The organism is Sphingomonas psychrotolerans (genome assembly GCF_002796605.1).
GTDB classification, from domain to species: Bacteria; Pseudomonadota; Alphaproteobacteria; order Sphingomonadales; family Sphingomonadaceae; genus Sphingomonas; species Sphingomonas psychrotolerans.
This window is the reverse complement of record NZ_CP024923.1, coordinates 2,509,089-2,525,150: the sequence shown is the minus strand read 5'-3', so window position 1 is coordinate 2,525,150 and position 16,062 is coordinate 2,509,089. Positions and strand designations below refer to the sequence as shown.

The following is a 16,062-nucleotide window of genomic DNA, read 5'->3' as shown; positions in this document are numbered from 1 at the left end:
AACGCGTCCCGGATCAAATGTCGGAGCGGACGGCGGGCCTGCCTGGGGAGACCACCCGCCGTCCGCTCCTCCCCCTTTTCTCAGAAGCCGTACGTAAGCGACAGGATCGCCGCGCGGCCATCGCCGGGGGTCGCCCAGCCATTGTTGCGGACACGGGTGTAATAGACCTTATCGGTGAAATTCTTGACGTTCAGCTGCGCCTTGAGCTGCTCGTTCACCTTGTAGGTCGCTACGGCCGAATGGACCAGATAGCTGTGCGAGCGGTACACCGGGGTCAATCCGTTGCTGCCAGCCACCAGCGGCGTTGCCAGTGCAGGCAGGTTGAGCGCGAAACTCCCCTGATAGGTCGCCGAATAGCCCAGCGTCAGCCCGAACGGGAATTCGTAGGAAGTGAACAGGCTGCCAGAATGCTTGGGTGTGTTCTGCAGTTCTGCCCCGGCCGCCGGATCGAGGACCGCCGTGGTGTTGCCGCACCCGTTCGAGGGCGCCGGGGTCGTTGCGGGCGGGACCGGCAGAACCGGACCCGGATGCGTAAGGCAGAAGTCCGACACCGACTGGAGCAGCCTGGGCTTCAGATAGGTGTAGTTCGCGGTCACCGACCATGCCCGGGTGATCTTGCCCACCGCGCTCAGCGCCACGCCATCCACCCGCGACTTGCCGTCCAGCACTTGATCGGGGATCGTGATATCGTTCGAAGGCACGCGGTAGCTGTCACGTTCGTTACGGAACAGCGCCGCGCTCAGCAGCAGCTTGCCGTTGGCGACTTCCGCCTTGACGCCGGCTTCGTAATTCTTGGCGCTTTCCGGCTTTACGTTGCAGGTGATCGCGGTGCAGGCGCCGTTGACCGCGCTGATCGACGGCGTCCTCGAATTGCCGTGCGCGACGTAGAGCGTGACTTCCTCGACCGGCTTGTAGACCAGCCCGACGCGGTAGGAGAACAGCTTCGCCCGGTTGCGCAGTGTCGGGCCGATGACCAACGGACCCTGCGGAGTCGTCAGCGTGGCGGCCGAAGCCAGCGCGTCGGTGCGATAGTTGCCGCTGTTCGATTCCCAGCGCACGCCGCCGTTGAGTTCGAACTTGCCGATCTTCATCGCGTCGAACAGATAGAGTGCGTAGTTGCTGACCTCGCCCTGCTGGCGGCCCGTCGGCGTCGGGTTGATTGCGCCGGTCCAGACATTGCTGCCGTAATTGAAGCCCGCGGGGCCAGCGATCACTTCGTTCGGATTGGCGATGTTCACCAGCGGATAGGCCGGAAGCAGTGTCGTGTCGGCGTTCCGGTACGCGCTGCCGCTGATCAGATTGTATTTCTCCCACGTCGCCGATGCGCCGATTACGAGCGTGTGTTCGATCCCGCCGGTGTCGAACACGCCGCGCAGATCGAACTGATCGTACATCAGCTGGTTCTTCGAATCGCGATACGTGCCGCGCGGACCGCCGATGAGGTAATAACCGGCGGGAGTGGTCGTCGGGCAGGCCGCGCCGCTCGGTTGCACATTGGTGGCCAGGCAATAGGTGCCCTGCGGCGGGCCGACGATCGTCAACTGGGTAACATTCTGCCAGCGGGCGAGATTGCGCAGCGAGAAATTGCTGCTCAGTTCATGTTCGAAGGTAATCGTAGCCTGATCGACCGTGATCTCCTGCGTATCGACGTTGCGGAAGCCGTAATAGGAGCTGCGATCGACGCCCGCTACCTCGCCGTCGTTCACTGCGTTGATGAAGTACGGCACGCCGTATTGCGGGATGTTGTCGTCCTCCTGGTGGAGGTATTGCAGCGTAAGTTTGGTCGGCCCGCCGACGCCGAGGGTGATCGCGGGCGCGACGCCCCAGCGCTTGTAATCCTCGACGTCGCGGCCGGGCACGTCGTTCTGGTGGGCCATCGCATTGAGGCGTAGGCCGATCAACTCACTGGCGCGCAGGTTGAGATCCACGGTGCCGCGATAGTATTTGTCGGTGCCGATACCGGCGGTGACGATGCCGCGCGTCTCAGCCAGCGGCCGCTTGGTGACGATGTTGATCGACCCGCCGACCGAACCCGAACCACCGGAGACCGAGTTGGCGCCGTTGACGATCTCGAGCTGCTCGAGATTGAACGAGTCCGAACGGCTATAGGCGGCGCTGTCGCGCACGCCGTCCTGGGTGATGTCGCTGCCTGCTGAATAGCCGCGCAGCGTGATCGAATCCGCTGGCGGGCTGCCGCCCTCGGCCGCGCCGAAGGTGATGCCGGGAACGGTCGACAGCATGTCGCGCAGCGTCAGCAGATTCTGCTGCTCGATCGTCTCGCCGGTGATCACGGTGACGGTCTGGGGCGTGTCGCGCACCGTCCGCGTCGCCTTGGGGCTCTCCTGGTGCGGCTGATAGGCCTGACCGGTGACGATGATCTGTTCGCGTTCCTGCGATGTGCTGGCCTGACCGCCGGATTGGGTCTGGTCGTCGGCGAGCACCGCCTTGTCCTTGTCGTCGGCCGCGCTGGCAGGCGAGGAGGCGATGAAACCAACGCAGGCGAGCGCAAGGAATGCCGGCGTGGCGGCAGGCGTGGAACGCGTCACGATGATCCCCCTGATGGTGTCGTTACGCGTCGCTATTGCGAGGCATTCGCAGTGTCAATCACTATTGCGAACGACTTGCAGATTTGTATCAGACCAACTCAGGTAGAAGCCGGTCGAGCAGCCATGTCCGGATTGCGCTGGCAAGGTTGGGCGGGGCATCAGCCTGGATCCGTGCGTGATCGATCGCCGCGACCAATGCGTTGAGCGGCAGCGCGAGATCGGCTGCCGCGGCTTCCAGCGCGTCCCAGAAGATCGGCTCGAGGCTGATCGAGGTCTGATGCCCGGCGATGGTGACCGATCGTTTCACCGGACCGTGAAATCCGGCGCGGGGGGGATCGACCTTCATGCCTCCAAACCGCCGGGATGACGAAGAAGGCGGAAGATCATTCGGTATCGAACAGCGCCGCCAGTTGCTCGACCATCGTGCCGGCAAGCTGTTCGGCGTCCATGATCGTCACCGCGCGGCTGTAATAGCGCGTCACGTCGTGGCCGATGCCGATCGCGACCAGCTCGACCGGCGAGCGCGCCTCGATCCAGCCGATCACCTGGCGCAGATGGCGCTCGAGATACGAGCCCGAATTGACCGACAGCGTCGAATCGTCGACCGGCGCGCCGTCGGAGATCACCATCAGGATCTTGCGCTCCTCGGGCCGCCCGATCATCCGCTGGTGCGCCCAGAGCAGGGCCTCGCCGTCGATATTCTCCTTGAGCAGCCCCTCGCGCATCATCAGCCCGAGCGCGCGCTTGGCGCGGCGCCACGGCTCATCGGCCTGTTTGTAGATGATGTGGCGCACGTCGTTGAGCCGCCCGGGCTGGGCGGGGCGACCTTCGGCGAGCCACTTTTCACGCGCTTGCCCGCCTTTCCATGCCCGCGTCGTGAAGCCGAGGATTTCGGTCTTCACGCCGACGCGCTCGAGCGTGCGCGCGAGGATGTCGGCGCTGATCGCTGCGATCGAGATCGGCCGTCCGCGCATCGATCCGGAATTGTCGATCAACAGCGTCACCACGGTGTCGCGGAATTCGGTGTCGCGCTCGATCTTGTACGACAGCGATTGCATCGGATTGACCACCACCCGCGCCAGCCGCGCGGCATCGAGCAGGCCCTCGTCCTGATCGAAGTCCCAGCTGCGGTTCTGCTGCGCCATCAGCCGGCGCTGGAGCCGGTTGGCCAGCTTGGTGACTGCGCCCTGCAGATGGATCAACTGTTGGTCGAGATAGGCGCGCAGCCGGTCGAGCTCCTCGGCATCGCAGAGTTCGGTCGCGGCGATCACTTCGTCGAACTGGGTAGTGTAGGGCCGGTATTCGAATTGCGGCGGCATGTCGCTCCACGGGCGATTTGGGCGGACCGGCATCATGCCCTCGCCGTCGTCGCCGGGTTCGCCGTCGCCATCGTCCATCGCTTCGGACTGGCTGTCCTCGCCTTCCTCGCTCTGATCCGATTCGCGCTGTTCGCCGCGGGCCTCGACTTCGCCTTCGCCCTGTTGGGCTTCGCTGTCGCCTTCCTCGTCGCCGGGCTCGTCCTGGTCGTCGGTGCCCTCGTCCTCGCCGCCGCCTTCCTCGGCTTCGTCGGGGATCATCTCGCCTTCGACCAGTTCGAGATCCCGAAGCAGCCGGGTCGCGAGGCTGGCGAACGCCTGCTGATCGTCGATCGTCAGCGCGAGCGCGTCGAGATCGGCGGCGGCGCGCTCCTCGATCCAGTCGCGGATCAGCGCTATGCCCATCGCCGCACTGGCCGGCGTCTCGCGCCCGGTCAGCCGCTCGCGGACGAGCAGGCCTACAGCGGTCGACAGCGGCACTTCCTCACGGTTGCGCGCGCGGGCGATCGGGTCCGAGCGAAGCCGGACATTCAACGAATGCTCGAGATTGTCGGCGATGCCAGCATAACCGCGCGAGCCGAGCGCTTCGACCCGCGCGGCCTCGACTGCGTCGAACACCGCGCGCGCGACAGGCTCGCCCGGCGCGCCGCGCACATGCAGCGCCGTGTCGTGATGGCGCATGCGCAGCGCGAACCCGTCGGAGAAGCCGCGCGCTTCGGCCACCTGCTCGGGCGGAAGGCTGCGGGACGGGAGCGGCACCTTGATGCTGCGGCCGTCCTGCCGCGGCGCCTCGGACGTGAAGGAGAGTTCGGCCTCGGCTTCGCCCGACAACGCGCGTGCGGTGCCGCCTAATACGTTGCGCAAACGCTCGAGAGGGGAATCGGCAGCCATATTCGTCTTTGTGAGGATCGGGCGCCAGGATGCAAGCACGCAACGCAAGAGGCAGGGAAAGCGGGTCCGTCGTCACCCCGTGCGCGAGCCCGGACAGCTGCGATTAGCGAAATTCTAATTTTCTCGCAGCACAGTGCGCCCGACGGCCTCGGGAGGCGAAGATGCGGACAGGTGGCAAGTTCGTGCTGGCGACGATCGGCGCCGCGACGTTGTTGGGGGCATTGGCCGAGCCGGCCGAGGCGCGGCGCCGCATCCGCTTTGGCGGCTGGGGCAGCAGCAACAGCAGCAGCGGTTATGCCGAGAAGATCGACAAGGTCTATGACCTGCCCGACACCGGCACCTATTTCAACGACGGCAAATATTACGATCTCGGCGCATTCTATCAGATTCGCGACGGTGCCGAAGTTTATCCGACCGAGCCCAGCTTCGTGCTCTACAATGGTGATCGCTACGTGAAGCTGGGCGGGGCCGAGCTCACGATGCTCACTGTCGAGCTGGGGATGGACCCGACGGCCACGTATCGCGCGAATTATGCCGCCAAGATTCCCGCGCGCTCGAAAAGCGCCAACGAGATCGAACGCCGCGAGGGCGAGACGACGGAGCAATTCCGCGCGCGTGTCCGCGGCATGGCCCATGCGCGTGGGACCGGCAGCGCCGAAATACCCGCGGTCGCGCCAGCGCGCGGGGGCGGGATCGGTATGCTGTTCCTGCCGATGCTGCTGATCGGGGCGCTGTTCGTGCTCGGATTACGCAAATTCCTGCGCCGGCGCGTTGCGACGGTGCTAGCGTCAGGAGCAGAACCCGTCGAGGAAGTGAACGCGGCTTCGTTCGATCAGCGCATCGCCGCGCGCCTGCGCGAGCTGGAGGGCGGACAGGATCAGAAGGCTATGGCGCCGGCAATCCCGGCGCCGCGCACATTCGGACGCAAGCTCGCCTAGGGTCAGACCCAATCCGCAGCACCGCGGAACATGCGGGATGGCGGAGATGACGCGCTAACTGAAAGGGGAACCTGAGAATCACTCCACGGGGAAGCCGCGCCGCTTGAACAGTGCCTTCACGTCAGGATCGCGCCCGCGGAACGCTTTGTAGGCCGCCTTCCGATCGGTCTCGTTGCCGGTCATCAGCAAGGTGGTGCGGAATTTGTCGGCGGTCGCCTTGTTCCAGACATTGCCGGTTTCCTCGAACGCCGCCCAGGTGTCGGCATCCATCGTCTCCGACCACAGATAGGAATAATAACCCGCCGAATAGGCGTCGCTCGAGAACAGGTGATTGAACTGCGGCAGCCGGTGCCGCATCACGATCTCCTTGGGCATCCCGATGCTGGCCAGCGTTTCGCGCTCGAACGCGTCGGGATCGGTCACCGGCGTTTCGCGGTCGTGGAGCTTCATGTCGATGATCGCCGAGGACAGATATTCGACTGTGTCGAAACCCTGATTGAAGGTTTCTGCTTTCTGGATCTTGGCGACCAGATCGGCGGGAATCGGCGCGCCGGTCTTGTAGTGCCTGGCGAAACGATTGAGCACATCGGGGGTGAGCAGCCAGTTCTCGTTCACCTGGCTGGGATATTCGACGAAGTCGCGCGGCGTGCCGCCCAATCCCGGATAATAGACGTTCGAGAGCAGGCCGTGCAGCGCGTGGCCGAATTCGTGGAACAAAGTCGTCGCGTCGTCCTTGCTGATCAAGGTTGGCTCGCCGGCGGCACCCTTGGTGAAATTGTTGTTGTTCGACGCGAGCACGATCTTGTTGCCGCGCAGCCCCGAACGGCCGCGATAGCCGGTCGCCCACGCGCCCGAGCGCTTGCCCGCCCGCGCGAAGTTATCGAGATAGAAGATGCCGATTTCGGCACCGGTGGTACGATTGGTCACCAGGAAGGTGCGCACGTCCGGATGGAAGACGGGCAAGCTGCCGGTATTTTCCTTGAAATCGAGGTCGTAGAGCCGACCCGCGGCATAGAAGGCCGCCTGAACCATCTGGTCGAGCTGGAGGTACGGCTTCACTTCGTTTTCATCGAGGTCGTACTTCGCCTTGCGCACCTTCTCGGCATAGAAGCGATAATCCCATGGCTCGATCACGAGACCGGCGGCTTCCCCCCTCTTTGCTTCGGCGTTCGCCAGCGCCTGCATGTCGGCGACTTCCTCGCGCACCCGCGCCACCGCGGCGGGCCACACCGCCATCATCAGCTTCGACGCATTCTCCGGGGTCTCGGCCATGGTGTCGTCCATCCGGTACCAGGCATGGTTCTTGAACCCGAGCAGCTTCGCCCGCGCCTGCCGCAGCTTCAGGATCTCAGCGATGGTCGCATTGGTGTCGTTGGCGTCGCCATTGTCGCCGCGGTCGACAAAGGCCTTGTAGACCTTCTCGCGGAGTGCGCGGCTGGTCGCGTACATCAGGAATGGCTGGACCGACGACCGCGTGTTCTTGATCGCCCATTTGCCCGCAGATCCACGCGCTTTGGCTTCTTCGGCAAGGCTTGCCTTGAAGTTGTCGGCCAGCCCCGCGAGATCGGCCTCGCTGTCGAGGAGGATTGCGGTCTCCTCGTCGGCGAGCACCTTGCGGCTGAACTCGGTATAGGCAGTGGCCAGCGCCTGGTTGATCCGCTTGATCTCGACCTTGCCGGCTTCGTCGAGCAGCGCGCCCGACGTCACATAGTCGCGATAGGTGCGCTCGAGCAGCCGCAATTGCTGGGAGTTGAGCCCGGCATTCGCACGGTGGTCATAGATCGCCTTCACCCGCGCGAACATCTTGGGATCAAGGCTCATCTCGGTGAAGAAGGCCGAGAGCTTCGGGCTCCATTCCTTCGCGATCGCCTGCACTTGCGGAGTGGCGAGGTTGCTCTGATAGACCCCCCAGACCGCGAACAGCCGGCCCATTTCCTCGCCCGAGCGCTGGCTGGCCTCGATCGTGTTCTGGAAGCTGGGTGCGGCGGGGTTGTCGCGGACCTTCGCCATTTCGGCACGCGCATTGGCCATCGCGCGCTCGAACGCGGGCGGAAACATCGCCGGGATTACCTTGTCCCACTGCGGCACGCCTTCGTGCGGCCCCGGCCATTTGGCGAGCAGCGGCGTCGGATCGGGCGTGGTGGCAGGTGCCGGAGAAGTCTGGGTCTGGGACTGGGGCATTGCGAATCCGATGGCAGGCGTGGTGGTGGCGGCGAGCGCGGTGGACGCGATCAATGCGAGCCGAAGCGAATGGGTCATGAAAGGCTTCCCGAGTGCTTTAGAATGCCAGTACACTAGGGGCGACCGGGCATAACGCAAGCCGTCAGGCAATGGATTGACTCTCACTCGCATAGGAACAAAATAGGAACATAACTGTTCCCCGAGTCGTGAGTAGCCGCTGCCGCCTTATGGCCGACCCTGCCGTTCTTGCCCAGCTTCGCGAGCAATTGCGCGCGATGGAAACCAAGGATTTCCGTCGGCGCCCGGCATTGCCGTTCGGAATGGCGGCGCTCGATTCGCGACTTGCCGACAAGGGGCTCCGGCTCGATGCGTTGCACGAGATCGCCGCCGCTTCGAACGACATGGCCGAGGATTGCGCAGCGACCTTGTTCATGGCCGGGATCGCCGCGCGCGCCTGGGGGCCGATATTATGGGTGGTGCGGCGGCGCGATCTGTTCGCGCCGGGGCTCTCGCAAGTCGGGCTCGATCATAAACGCCTGATCTATGCCGAGGCGCGCGACGATGCCGAATTGCTCGCGGTGATGGAGGAAGGCCTCCGGCACCGCGGGCTGGGCGCGGTCATCGGCGAGGTCAAGCGCGCCGATATGACCGCGAGCCGCCGGCTCCAGCTCGCCGCCGAGGGCGGCCGCACGATCGCATTGCTGATGCGCCGGCATGCGCGCGAAGGCGCCGACCCGCTGGCCGCGCCCTCCGCGGCGGTGACGCGCTGGCGCGTTGCCTGCGCACCGTCGACGCCGCTGCCGGTGGCCGGAGTGGGCCGCGCGCGCTGGCAAGTGGCGCTGGTGCGCCAGAAGGGCGGCGAATCTTTCGAGACGCAAGTGGAGGCATGCGATGCAACGGGTCGCTGCGCTCTTCCTGCCGATGTGGCCGATCGAAAGGCTACGGCAGGCGGAGCGGCGCGCCGCGCCGCCTGAGCCGCGCGCGCCCGCCGCACTCGATCCGCTGCGCGAGGCCGCTGCGGCGGAGCAGGAACATGCCTGCTCGGTGCCGCGCGGCGGCGGCTGGCGCCCCGGTGCCCGCTGGGCGCGCGAGGAACAGCTCGGCAAGGTTGCGGTGCCTCCGGCGCACCGTCTGCCGGCCAGGCACGAGATCGGCCGGAGGGACGAAGCGGCGGGACACCCGTTCCGCGCAATGCCGTCGGATGCGGGCGGTCGGTCGGACAGTGGGACCCGGCAATCGCCGCTCCTCGTCACCAGCCTCCGCAACGGCAACCGCGTCGAAATCGCCGCTGCTTGCCCGCAAGCACGCGCGCTGGGACTCGCGCCCGGAATGGCGCTCGCCCAGGCGCGCGCACAGGTCGCGGGGCTCGACATCCGTCCTGCCGATCCGGAAAGTGATCGCGCCCATCTCGCCAGCCTCGCGGTCGCACTGGCGCGGCGCTGGACCCCGACAGTGGCGATCGAAGGCGACGACACTTTGTTCCTCGATCTGACCGGCGTCGCGCATCTGCACGGCGGCGAAGCGGCGATGGCGGCGCGGCTGCGGCGCATGCTGGCGCGGCTGGGCTATAGCGCGCGGATCGCGATCGCCGACACGCCCGGCGCGGCCTGGGCGCTCGCGCACTTTCGCCGGGGTGACGGAATTTTATGCGCGCCAAAGGAGCAAGCCGAAGCGCTCGCCTCGCTTCCGATCGAGGCGCTGCGCATCGATGCTGCCGCAGTCGAATTGCTCCACCGGCTGGGCGTGACCCGGATCGCGCAGCTCGCGGCGATGCCGCGCGCGCCTTTGGTCCGCAGATTCGGCACTGCGATCGTCGCCCGGCTCGAACAGGCATTGGGCGGGCTGCCCGAGCCGCTGTATCCGGTGATGCCACCCGAGCCGATCGCAGTCGTTCAACGCTTCGCCGAGCCGATCGCCACCGCCGAGGCGATCGAGCATTGGCTGGGGACGCTCGTTCCGCGCCTCACTGTCGTCCTCGAAGCGAAGGGGCTGGGCGCGAGCCGGATAGAATTGGTCGCCGACCGGATCGACGGGGTGCCGCAGCGCATCCGCATCGGTCTTGCCCGCCCCAACCGCGACGGCGCGCACCTGCTGCGCCTGCTCGTCCGTCGCATCGAGCAGATCGAGCCGGGCTATGGCATCGACGTGCTCACGCTGCATGTCCGTCGCGCGCTGCCATTGGGTCCCGAACCCTTCGTCGAGCGGCTCGACGAGGAGGCGACGCCTGACCTCGCGACGTTGGTCGACACGCTTGCCACGCGCATCGGTCTGGGCGCGCTGTGGCGCAGCCGGCCGGTCGAGAGCGACGTGCCTGAGCGCTCGGTCGCGCCTATGGGCGTGCTCGACTCGCCCGAGCGTGCCGGCGCCCGCACGAAGATCGACGCTGTCGGCCAGCTCGATCGCAACCCGGCGCTGGATCCCTGGCATCCGCAATGGCCCAAGCCGGCGCGGCTGCTGCACCGGCCCGAACGGCTCGACCATGTCGTCGCCGAACTGCCCGACCATGCCCCGCGCCGTTTCACCTGGCGCGGGCAATCGCACCGCGTGGTGCGCGCCGACGGGCCCGAGCGGATCCACGGCGAATGGTGGAGACGCGCAGCCGAGACGCATCATGTCCGCGATTATTTCCGCGTCGAGGACGATGCCGGCCGCCGCTATTGGCTGTTCCGCAAGGGCGATGGCGAACGCCCGGTGACAGGGGATCTCAGCTGGTATCTTCACGGGGTGTTCGGATGACCTATGCCGAGCTCCAGGTGACGACGCATTTTTCGTTCCTGCGCGGGGCATCCTCGCCCGAGGAATTGTTCAGGCATGCGGCGCTGCTCGGCCTGCCCGCGCTCGGCATCGTGGACCGCAACTCCGTGGGCGGCGTGGTGCGCGCGTTGGTCGCCGCCGAGCAATTCTATGCGCTCGGCGTGGACATCCGGATGATCGCGGGCTGCCGGCTCGATCTGGTGGACGGCAGCTCGGTGCTCGTCTGGCCCGACGATCGGGCGGCATGGTCGCGCCTTACTCGCCTGCTTACCTTGGGCAAGTCGCGCGCCGATCCCCAACATGGCGAAAAAGGCAAATGCTTCCTCCATTGGGAGGATGTCGCGGCGCATGCCGAAGGGCTGACAGGCGCGCTGGTGCCTGGACTCGCCGACCCGGGCGATCCCCTGTCGCTGCGCTGGATGGCCGATGTGTTCGGCGCGCGCGGCCATGTCTGCCTCACCCAGCATCGCCGCCCCGGCGATGCGGTGCGGCTGCACCAGTTGAACGCCGCGGCGAAGCGCTTCGGGCTGACGCCCCTCGCGACGGGCGACGTGCTCTACGATACGCCCGATCGCCGCATGCTGCAGGACGTCGTCACTGCGATCCGCGAGAAATGCACGATCGACGAGCTCGGCTTCCGCCGCGAGCGCAATGCCGACCGCCATCTCAAATCGCCGGAAGAGATGGCAAGGCGCTTCCGCGACTATCCCGAGGCATTGCGCGCGTCGGAAGCGATCGCCGAGCGCTGCACTTTCTCGCTGCGGGATCTGGAGCATCAATATCCCGAGGAGCATGTCCTCGACGGCAGGACCGCGCAGGAAGCACTGCACAAGCTGGCGTGGAACGGACTCAAGCAGAAGTTCGCCGGCAAGCCCTCACAAGCCCATCGCGATCTGCTCACCCACGAACTCGGGCTGGTCGAACAGATGGGCTATGCGCCCTATTTCCTCACCGTCAATTCGATCGTCCAGTTCGCGCTCAGCCAGCAGATCCTCTGCCAGGGGCGTGGCAGCGCGGCCAATTCGGTGATCTGCTTCGCGCTCGGAATCACTTCGATCGATCCCATCGAGCACCAGTTGCTGTTCGAGCGCTTCATCTCGACCGAGCGCAAGGAGCCGCCCGACATCGACGTCGATTTCGAGCATGAGCGGCGCGAGGAAGTGATCCAGTGGATCTATGAGAGCTACGGCCATGATCATGCCGCGCTGACTGCGGTGGTCAGCCGCTTTCGCTCGCGCGGCGCACTGCGTGAGGTCGGCAAGGCACTGGGCCTGCCCGAGGATCTGACCGCGGCGCTGTCGAGCCAGGTCTGGGGCTGGTCGAACGATGTCGACGACAAGCATGCCGATGCGCTCAATCTCGATCGCACGGATCCGCGGCTCGCGCTGACGCTGCAGCTCGCACGCGAATTGATCGGCACGCCCCGCCATTTGTCGCAGCATCCGGGCGGTTTCGTGCTGACCCGCGACAAGCTGCACGACCTGATCCCGGTCGAACCCGCCGCGATGGTCGCTCGCCGCGTGGTCGAATGGGAAAAGCTCGACATCGAGGAACTCGGCTTCATGAAGGTCGACATCCTCGGCCTTGGCATGCTCGGCTGCATGCGCCGCGCCTTCGATTTGCTCGCCGGGAACAAGGCGACGCATCTGACCATGGCATCGCCGCTGATGCAGAAGGACGACCCGCTTACCTTCGAGATGATCCGTCAGGCCGATACGCTCGGCGTGTTCCAGATCGAAAGCCGCGCGCAGATGTCGATGCTGCCGCGGATGAAGCCGATGAACTTCTACGACATCGCGATCCAGGTAGCGATCGTCCGCCCCGGGCCGATCCAGGGCAATATGGTCCACCCCTATCTCAAGCGCCGGAAGAACCCCGGACTGGTCGACTATCCCTCGCCGGCGCTCGAGAAAGTGCTCAAGAAGACGCTGGGCGTGCCGCTGTTCCAGGAACAGGCGATGCAGGTCGCGATCATCGGCGCCGGCTTCGCACCCAGCGAGGCGGACCGCCTTCGACGTGCAATGGCGACTTTCAAATCCACTGGCGGAATCGGCGAGTTCCGGCCCAAGCTGATCGAAGGCATGTTGGCCAACGGCATCAGCCCCGACTTTGCCGAACGGCTGGTCGCGCAGATCGAAGGCTTCAGCAATTACGGTTTCCCCGAAAGCCACGCAGCGAGCTTCGCCAAGATCGCCTACGCGTCGTCGTGGATGAAATGCCATCATCCGGACGTGTTCTGCTGCGCGCTACTCAACGCGCAGCCAATGGGGTTTTACGCACCGGCGCAATTGGTCCGCGATGCGCGCGCGCATGGCGTCGAAGCGCGGCCAGTGTGCATCAACCAAAGCGACTGGGACACGCGGATGGTGTCCGAAACGCATGCGCGGCCACGCCATGAAGGCTTTTGCGGGACCGATGCGGACTGGGCGAGCATGCAGCCTCTGCGGCTCGGCATGCGGATCGTGCAGGGGCTTTCGAAGGACGATGCCGGGAAGATAATCGATGCGCGTGCACAGTCGCCGTTCGTCTCGATCGAGGATGTCTGGCGGCGCTCGGGCGTGAAGCCGGCGGCGCTCGAACGGCTGGCGCGCGCGGACGCGTTCCAGGTGCTGGGGCTCAACCGGCGTCAGGCGCTGTGGGCGATCAAGGGGCTGGGCCAAAGGCCGCTCGACCTGTTCAGCGCTGCCGATGCGCGCGAGGGGCTGACCGTGCCGGAGAGCATCGAGGCGCCGGTGGCGCTGCTCCCGCTGACCGAGGGCCGTGAAGTGGTCGAGGATTATCGCGCGACCCAGTTGAGCCTGCGGGCGCATCCGGTGACTTTCCTGCGCGAGCGGCTGGCGGCGCGGCGGATCACGAAGTGCGCGGACCTGGCGGGGTTGAAGGATGGCGCGCGAGTCGAGGTCGCCGGGCTGATCCTCGTCCGCCAGCGGCCGGGCAGCGCCAAGGGCGTGGTGTTCGTGACGCTCGAGGACGAGACCGGCATCGCCAATGCGGTGTTCTGGGCCGACCGGTTCGAAGCCAATCGGCGCACGGTGATGACGGCGACGATGCTGGCGATCCGCGGCAAGGTGCAGAAGGAAGGCATCGTGATCCACCTCGTCGCCGAGGCGATCACCGATCTGACTCCGTGGTTGCGCGAAGTCGGCGAGCTCGATTTGCCCCGGATGACCGTGCCCGGCGACGGCGCGACGCATGGCGGGACGATCGATCCGCGCGACCGGCTCAAGCTGCCGCCGCAACGCGCGCTGGAAAGCTGGCCACCGCGGCGCAGCCTCAAGGCGCCGGATCTGATTCCGGTCAAATCACGCGACTTTCACTGAGGAGAATGACGATGATGTTCGCGACCACCGGGGGAAATGTGTCCGGCCAGCAGATACGCCGCGACGACCAGATGCTCTATTTGATGATCAAGCCCGATCCGGAGGCAGCCGCGGCGATGGACGGTCTGCGGCACCAATATGATCTGGCGCGCAAATATGCCCTGGAGCGTTTCCACTTCACGCTCGTCCCGTTCGGCGACATCCGGCTGCTCTCGCCGGAAAACCTCGAACTGATCCGCCGCGCTGCCGCATCGCTGCAGACCGAACCCTTCGAGGTTACCCTCAATCGTATCCGCGGCAATGGGCTGGTCGGCAGCCGAATGCTGGCGCTACGCGATTTCCAGCGTGCGCTCGTCGCCCGGCTCGACGCGTTCGGAGTCGATCGCCCGGATTATGCGTTTAATCCGCATGTCTCGCTCACCTATGAGGAATGGCAGCAGCGCAACATCCCGGTGTCGCCGATAAGCTGGCGCGTCCGGCAACTCCTGCTGATCAACAGCGTCCACGGCAAAGGCCATGAACTGCTCGGCAGCTGGACGCTCGCACCGCGGCAGGGATCGCTCTTCTAGACTTTGGTCCTACTTCCGCTGACGCGCCGGGATGATAGGCTGAGCAAAAGGGGAGACTACGAATGAAATTGCGCGCACTGCTCTTCGCTGGCCTTCTTCCGCTGGGGTCACCTGCGTTCGCACAGGACAAACCGGCGCCCGTCGCACGGCTCGATCATGTCGCGATCTGGGTCGCGGATCAGCAGAAGAGCATCGACTTTTATCACGAGATGTTCGGCCTCGGCGAAATCCCCGCGCCGTTCCCGCCGGGCGGTCCGCGCTGGATGCGGCTGGCGGGCGGGGTCGAGCTGCACATCCAGCCGGGCCGCACTGCGCCGGTCGAGCAGCCGCGGCGCGTGCACATGGCCATCGCCGTCGCCAGCCTCGATCCGATCCTCGCGCTGCTCAAGGCGCGCGGCCAAGGCTGGAGCGACATCGCGGGTAAGCCAGGCGCGATCAACGCCAGCCGCACCGACGGCATCCGCCAGATCTTCATCCAGGATCCCGACGGCTATTGGATCGAAGTCAACGACGCGCTGAAGCGGCGCTAGCCGCCAACCGTCTGCTCGATCACCCCGAAGATCGCGTGGTGCCTGTCGTCTTCAGCCCAGATGCGCACGATATCGCCGGCCTTTAGGAAGGGCGTCTCCGCCTTGCCGCCGCGGATCGTCTCCACCGTCCGCACCTCGGCGAGGCACGAATAGCCGACGCCGCCCTCGGCGATCGGCTTGCCGGGGCCGCCATCGGCGTCGCGGTTCGAGACGGTGCCCGAACCGATGATCGTCCCAGCGCCCAGCGCACGGGTCTTTGCTGCATGCGCGATCAGCGTGCCGAAATCGAAGGTCATGTCCTCGCCCGCCTCGGCGCGGCCGAAGGGCTTGCCGTTGAGGTCGACCATCAGCTTGCGGTGGAGCTTGCCGTCCTTCCACCAGTCGCCGAGCGCGTCGGGCGTGACGAACACCGGCGAGAAGGCACTGGCCGGCTTGGACTGGAAGAAGCCGAAGCCTTTGGCCAGCTCGCCCGGAATGAGATTGCGCAAGCTCACATCGTTGGTGAGTCCGACCAGCCGGACCGCTGCGAGCGCCTCTTCCCGCGATGCGCCGAGCGGCACGTCGCCGGTCACCACCACGACTTCGGCCTCGAGATCGCAGCCCCAGGATTCATCGGCGAGCGGGATCGGATCGCGCGGGCCGAGAAAGCCGTCGCTGCCACCTTGGTACATCAAGGGTTCCTGCCAGAAGCTCTCGGGCATCTCGGCGCCGCGCGCCTGACGAACGAGCGCGACATGGTTCACATAGGCCGAGCCGTCTGCCCATTGATAGGCCCGCGGCAGGGGCGACGCCGCCTGGCGCTCGTGAAAGCGCAGCATCGGGATCGTCTCGTGCTCTAGATCGGTCGCCAGATTGCGCAGATCGCCCTCCACTCGATCCCAGTCGTCGAGCGCCCCCTGCAGCGTCGGCGCGACTGCGGTCGCGTCGGCGCACCACGCCAGATCGTTCGACACCACGACGAGCTTGCCGTCACGACCGTGCTTGAGGCTGGCGAGTTTCATGCGGGTTCTCTCCTGT

11 protein-coding genes are annotated in these 16,062 nt (G+C 65.9%); 6 read left to right on the top strand and 5 right to left on the bottom strand.

Annotated elements, in window-relative coordinates; all coding sequences use genetic code 11:
* Window positions 1–80: 80 nt before the first annotated feature.
* From CVN68_RS11470 to cobT, 3 genes are all read right to left on the bottom strand, one after another.
* The gene (locus CVN68_RS11470) at window positions 81–2,546 is read right to left on the bottom strand and encodes a TonB-dependent receptor (protein WP_100282322.1); all 2,466 of its coding nucleotides are present in this window, start codon (window positions 2,544–2,546) and stop codon (window positions 81–83) included.
* Window positions 2,547–2,634: 88 nt separating this feature from the next.
* Window positions 2,635–2,892, bottom strand: a complete 258-nt coding sequence (locus CVN68_RS11465; RefSeq protein ID WP_100282321.1) for a ribbon-helix-helix domain-containing protein — start codon at window positions 2,890–2,892, stop codon at window positions 2,635–2,637.
* A gap of 37 nt (window positions 2,893–2,929) precedes the next feature.
* Window positions 2,930–4,753: a cobaltochelatase subunit CobT gene (gene cobT / locus CVN68_RS11460; protein ID WP_100282320.1), complete on the bottom strand. Its 1,824-nt coding sequence runs from the start codon at window positions 4,751–4,753 to the stop codon at window positions 2,930–2,932.
* 161 nt (window positions 4,754–4,914) lie between these two features.
* On the opposite strand from cobT, the gene CVN68_RS11455 reads away from it, so the two are divergent.
* Window positions 4,915–5,691 (top strand): hypothetical protein, encoded by a 777-nt coding sequence (locus CVN68_RS11455; RefSeq protein ID WP_100282319.1) that lies wholly within the window; start codon window positions 4,915–4,917, stop codon window positions 5,689–5,691.
* 78 nt (window positions 5,692–5,769) lie between these two features.
* On the opposite strand, the gene CVN68_RS11450 is transcribed toward CVN68_RS11455, so the two are convergent.
* Entirely contained in the window at window positions 5,770–7,950 is a 2,181-nt protein-coding gene (locus tag CVN68_RS11450) for a M3 family metallopeptidase (protein WP_100282318.1), read from the bottom strand.
* 149 nt (window positions 7,951–8,099) lie between these two features.
* Between CVN68_RS11450 and CVN68_RS11445 the strand changes: the two genes are divergently transcribed.
* From CVN68_RS11445 to CVN68_RS11425, 5 genes are all read left to right on the top strand, one after another.
* A complete protein-coding gene (locus tag CVN68_RS11445) occupies window positions 8,100–8,846 on the top strand; it encodes an ImuA family protein (protein ID WP_233503308.1) in 747 nt (248 codons plus the stop codon).
* A complete protein-coding gene (locus CVN68_RS11440; protein WP_100282317.1) occupies window positions 8,764–10,608 on the top strand; it encodes a DUF6504 family protein in 1,845 nt (614 codons plus the stop codon). The genes CVN68_RS11445 and CVN68_RS11440 overlap by 83 nt, the downstream gene beginning before the upstream one ends.
* Window positions 10,605–13,946, top strand: a complete 3,342-nt coding sequence (locus tag CVN68_RS11435) for an error-prone DNA polymerase (RefSeq protein ID WP_100282316.1) — start codon at window positions 10,605–10,607, stop codon at window positions 13,944–13,946. Before CVN68_RS11440 ends, CVN68_RS11435 begins: the two co-directional genes overlap by 4 nt.
* A gap of 11 nt (window positions 13,947–13,957) precedes the next feature.
* Window positions 13,958–14,515, top strand: a complete 558-nt coding sequence (locus CVN68_RS11430) for a 2'-5' RNA ligase family protein (protein ID WP_158298835.1) — start codon at window positions 13,958–13,960, stop codon at window positions 14,513–14,515.
* A 62-nt stretch (window positions 14,516–14,577) separates the two neighbouring features.
* The gene (locus CVN68_RS11425) at window positions 14,578–15,045 is read left to right on the top strand and encodes a VOC family protein (protein ID WP_100282314.1); all 468 of its coding nucleotides are present in this window, start codon (window positions 14,578–14,580) and stop codon (window positions 15,043–15,045) included.
* On the opposite strand, the gene CVN68_RS11420 is transcribed toward CVN68_RS11425, so the two are convergent.
* Entirely contained in the window at window positions 15,042–16,046 is a 1,005-nt protein-coding gene (locus CVN68_RS11420; protein WP_100282313.1) for a fumarylacetoacetate hydrolase family protein, read from the bottom strand. The genes CVN68_RS11425 and CVN68_RS11420 overlap by 4 nt on opposite strands.
* Window positions 16,047–16,062: the final 16 nt, after the last annotated feature.

Bases quoted from the DNA above. Each gene is read 5' to 3' on its own strand.
- CVN68_RS11465 (WP_100282321.1), bottom strand. From the start codon at position 2,892: ATGAAGGTCGATCCCCCCCGCGCCGGATTTCACGGTCCGGTGAAACGA.
- cobT (WP_100282320.1), bottom strand. From the start codon at position 4,753: ATGGCTGCCGATTCCCCTCTCGAGCGTTTGCGCAACGTATTAGGCGGC.
- CVN68_RS11455 (WP_100282319.1), top strand. From the start codon at position 4,915: ATGCGGACAGGTGGCAAGTTCGTGCTGGCGACGATCGGCGCCGCGACG.
- CVN68_RS11450 (WP_100282318.1), bottom strand. From the start codon at position 7,950: ATGACCCATTCGCTTCGGCTCGCATTGATCGCGTCCACCGCGCTCGCC.
- CVN68_RS11445 (WP_233503308.1), top strand. From the start codon at position 8,100: ATGGCCGACCCTGCCGTTCTTGCCCAGCTTCGCGAGCAATTGCGCGCG.
- CVN68_RS11440 (WP_100282317.1), top strand. From the start codon at position 8,764: ATGCAACGGGTCGCTGCGCTCTTCCTGCCGATGTGGCCGATCGAAAGG.
- CVN68_RS11435 (WP_100282316.1), top strand. From the start codon at position 10,605: ATGACCTATGCCGAGCTCCAGGTGACGACGCATTTTTCGTTCCTGCGC.
- CVN68_RS11430 (WP_158298835.1), top strand. From the start codon at position 13,958: ATGATGTTCGCGACCACCGGGGGAAATGTGTCCGGCCAGCAGATACGC.
- CVN68_RS11425 (WP_100282314.1), top strand. From the start codon at position 14,578: ATGAAATTGCGCGCACTGCTCTTCGCTGGCCTTCTTCCGCTGGGGTCA.
- CVN68_RS11420 (WP_100282313.1), bottom strand. From the start codon at position 16,046: ATGAAACTCGCCAGCCTCAAGCACGGTCGTGACGGCAAGCTCGTCGTG.